The following is a 3,675-nucleotide window of genomic DNA, read 5'->3' as shown; positions in this document are numbered from 1 at the left end:
TCAACCGAGTGTGGATGTCGGATATTACCTACCTTCGCACCGGTGAGGGCTGGCTGTACTTGTGCGCGGTCCGCGATGGTCATTCCCGCAGGGTACTGGGCTGGGCAATGGATAGCGTTCAAGACACAAGTTTGGTTGAACGGGCCCTGCGGATGGCGCATACGCTGCGCGGTGATGTTCCTGATGGGCTGGTGTTTCACGCTGACCGTGGAACGCAATTTACCAGTGAGAAGCTCTGGGAGGTCTGCCGCAACCTGGGCATTGCCCAGTCTGTGGGGCGCACTGGCGTGTGCTTCGATAACGCGATGGCCGAGTCGTTCTGGTCGACGCTAAAGACTGAATTCTACGACCGTAAGCGATGGCCTACCCGTGATGCCGCACGCAAAGCCGTTGCCTACTGGATGGAAGTCGTCTACAACCGCCGGCGCCGGCACTCTGCACTCGGAATGGTCAGCCCTGTCGACTTCGAAAACCACGCCGACGCAATCAACAGCAGAAAAAAAATAGCTGCCTAACCACTAGGTAGCTCCACTACGTGTCCACGATTTGCGGGCAACCCCACGAGCCCTAGCCGGAATTAAAGGCTATGAAACCGACCTGACCGCTCTTCCCGCCTAGGAGGTTATCGGGCATTACCGCAGGCTATTCCACATTGAAAATGTCGTATCGGATGTCGAAATCAGACCTGAAAGCACGCCCAATCTATGCGAGGAAACAAAACTCGATCACAGCACATCTCAATATTGTGATGGCAGCACTAGCCGTGACCCACCTGATGGAGACCCGCAGTGGTCACTTCATCAAACGCCTCGTGAGAACACTCAAGAAATACCGCAGCTTTCAACTCGTCGTTGGCGGCGAAACCATTCACGCCGCCGTACCATTCCCGCCCGACCTCACTGCCACCATCCAAGTAATCACCGGCCGCGAACTTCCGCACAAAATTGGCCTAAGTCAGGTTAGAAGGGAATCAGCACACCGTCTCGTGGGATTCGTGCTCTGGGTGCTCAATCTGGATGGTGGAGTGCTCGATACCGTGTTCGCGCAGGGCCTGCTGGGCGGCATCCAACAGCGGGCCGGTGCCGACGGTGCCGTCGCGCACGATATGCACGGTCGTGAGCACGTTCACGCCGTCCAGGCTCCACAGGTGCAGGTCGTGGATGTCAGCAACGCCCTCGACCTGCCGCAGCGCGGGCTCGATCGCACTGGCGTCGAAGTCCGCCGGGACTTGCTCGAGCAGCACGCTCGCCGAAAGCCGCATGAGCTGCCAGGCGCGCGGCAGCACCATCGCCGCGATCGCTAGGGAGGCGATCACGTCCGCCGCCACAAACCCCGTGGTCAGTACCACGATGCCGGCCACGATTACTGCGACCGAGCCGAGCATATCCACTAACACGTGCAAGAACGCGCCCTCCACGTTGATCGAGGATTTGCGGTGCCGGTGCAGAACCCACGCCGATAGCGCATTCGCCACCAGGCCGATCACCGCGATGATCAGCATCGTTTTTCCCTGCACTTCGGCCGGGCTCTGCAGGCGGCGCACCGCCTCGACGACAATCCACACCGAGATCGCCAGCACCATCACTGCGTTCGCCAGTGCAGCAAGCACCTCCACTCGTCGGTAGCCGTACGTGGCCTGAGCCGATGCTTGTCGGCGCCCAACCAACACCGCTAACACCGCGATGATCAACCCCGCAGCGTCGGAAAGCATGTGCATCGCATCCGCCATCAGCGCCATCGAACCCGCCAACCAGCCGCCGATCAGCTCCGCGAAGAAGACGGTGCCGGTAATGCCTAGCGCAATCAAGAGTGCGCGCAGCGGCGTGCTGGAGTGATCGTGGTCGTGGTGCTCGTGTGCCATGCACTCAGCCTATCCCCGTCGACGCTTATTGACAATTAAATGAAAATGGATGGCGGTAAGCGCAGCCACTGAGGCCAAGTCGGCCTGATTTAGGTCATTGTGCAGTTGTCCTTTGAATGTGTAGAGAAGCTGAAACATGAACAACCAAAAAGTAGGGTTAAGTAGCAGAATGTGTGTCCGTTCGGCGTGTTGCGGGGCGGGTACACGGTTAGTTACTTCATGGGGTCTTTTCTGATTCCTATCGAGTGTTCGTACTCGGTTGGGATAGCGTTGTCGTAGAAGGCTGGTCGGCCTGTTTCTTGGTCGGCTTTGTTGTGGTTTTCTTCGGCAAGATCGTTGACTTTGGCGAGTTGATCTTGGTCATAATTGCACTGCCTGGCGGTATTTAGCGGATCGTCAGGCAGTTGCTTTTTGGTGTGGAGGTACCACTCGAGCATTTTTCGTTGGCGTTCCCCTGACCTGCCTCGGTGCGCATCGGCGATGCGTTTGAGCCTGGCGTTGATTCCGCCTTCAAGACTGTTTGTCGTTGAAGCCCAGCGTTTAGGATCAGGCACATTCGGTGGTGGCTTAAGGTAGGTAAACAGCCAATTGTTGCGCGAGAGGTGCAGCAGTGAGTTGTAGGCTTTGCGTACCCGCAGATGAGTCCATTCCCACTGGTTATTGAGAGTTCGGCGCTCTTTGGCCACGGAGGTTTTCTCGTTGAGGAATGTTTTGAATACCTGACCGAAGCCGTGCAGACGCAGCGTCCACCCCCGTGTCTGATCGAGCGTGGTGACACGGGTTAGTTTCAACGCCAGTGCGTAGATGGTTTTGCCGGCGTCGGTGCGCGGCCGTGAGGTGGTGTAGCGGCGGATGACCCGTTGCGCATGGACGAGACAACGCTGAATCATCGCGTTTGGCCCGCAGGCTTTAATCGCGGTGAGTGCGCCTTGTCCGACGTCGATGACGACGCAGAGCGGCTCGGCGATTTTGCGAAGAAGCTGCGTGTATGCGTGGACAGTTTCGTGTTTGGTCCAGTGCCAAGCAATGACGTGGTGGCGTCGATGAAGATCTGCTCGTAGACGCGCTGCGGGGCACCGTCGTTGGGGACGTCGATGAGCCAAAACGGTTCAATCGGCGATCAAGTGTCCAACGACTCACCCTTTGTTGCCCGGCGAGTTCAGACAACGTCACTGTGGAGGTGACATAGGAGATGAAGGCTTTAAAGTCGCAGGCCTGAGTGAGATCGGTGCGGGTTCGTGTCGTGGAGCTGCCGCAGTTCGGGTCTTTGCACCGTCACCTGGTTGTGCCTTTGGATGTGGTTCCGTTTTTCTTCATTTGCCCAGCACATACCGGGCATCGTGGTCTGTTTTTACTCACCCGGAAAGCACACCAGAGAGTGTCTGATGGTTTGTGTGTGGGTACCTAACCTGCATGAGAAGATGGACCAGAATGACTACTGTGGCGAGACGAGATCCGGCTGATAAGGCCAAGATTGATACGATTGAAAAGAAGCTGCTTGCTAATCCTGACATCGCGAAACTGATTGATGACCTAGGCACGTCCACAACGGATGCCAACGACCTAGTTCGCGGCATGTTACAAGCCTCGATTACCAGGGGACTCAACGCTGAAATGGATGCCCACCTGGGCTACGAGTCTGGCGACAGGAGCGCTAAAGCTGCAGCTAGAACAGACAATTACCGCAACGGGTCGTATCCAAAGACCGTGGATTCTAACTACGGGCCAGTCACCGTTGATGTCCCTCGGGATCGGGCTGGAACATTCTTTCCGACTATGGTGGCTCTTCCGGTTTTAGGGTGCATTGATTAGTT

General features: G+C 57.0%; 2 protein-coding genes and 3 pseudogenes. 2 read left to right on the top strand and 3 right to left on the bottom strand.

The annotated features are described in order from the left end of the window. A pseudogene (locus tag HMPREF3153_RS01430) lies at positions 1–470 on the top strand (IS3 family transposase); the annotation flags it as partial. Positions 471–757: 287 nt separating this feature from the next. On the opposite strand, the gene HMPREF3153_RS01425 reads toward HMPREF3153_RS01430, so the two are convergent. The 3 genes and pseudogenes from HMPREF3153_RS01425 to HMPREF3153_RS01415 all read right to left on the bottom strand — a co-directional run bounded on the left by HMPREF3153_RS01425 (position 758) and on the right by HMPREF3153_RS01415 (position 3,178). Continuing rightward, positions 758–940: a hypothetical protein gene (locus tag HMPREF3153_RS01425; RefSeq protein WP_005324624.1), complete on the bottom strand. Its 183-nt coding sequence runs from the start codon at positions 938–940 to the stop codon at positions 758–760. Positions 941–970: 30 nt separating this feature from the next. Next, on the bottom strand, positions 971–1,861 hold the full coding sequence (locus tag HMPREF3153_RS01420; RefSeq protein ID WP_005328806.1) for a cation diffusion facilitator family transporter: 891 nt from the start codon (positions 1,859–1,861) through the stop codon (positions 971–973). A 212-nt stretch (positions 1,862–2,073) separates the two neighbouring features. Continuing rightward, positions 2,074–3,178 (bottom strand): annotated as a pseudogene (locus tag HMPREF3153_RS01415) (IS1249 family transposase). Positions 3,179–3,292: 114 nt separating this feature from the next. Between HMPREF3153_RS01415 and HMPREF3153_RS01410 the strand changes: the two are divergent. Then, positions 3,293–3,643, top strand: a pseudogene (locus HMPREF3153_RS01410) (transposase); the annotation flags it as partial. Positions 3,644–3,675 lie beyond the last annotated feature (32 nt).

This window comes from Corynebacterium sp. HMSC06C06 (genome assembly GCF_001807295.1).
Lineage (GTDB): Bacteria > Actinomycetota > Actinomycetes > Mycobacteriales > Mycobacteriaceae > Corynebacterium > Corynebacterium striatum.
Note: the sequence above shows the minus strand (reverse complement) of the source record. Positions and strands in the feature narration are given on the sequence as shown.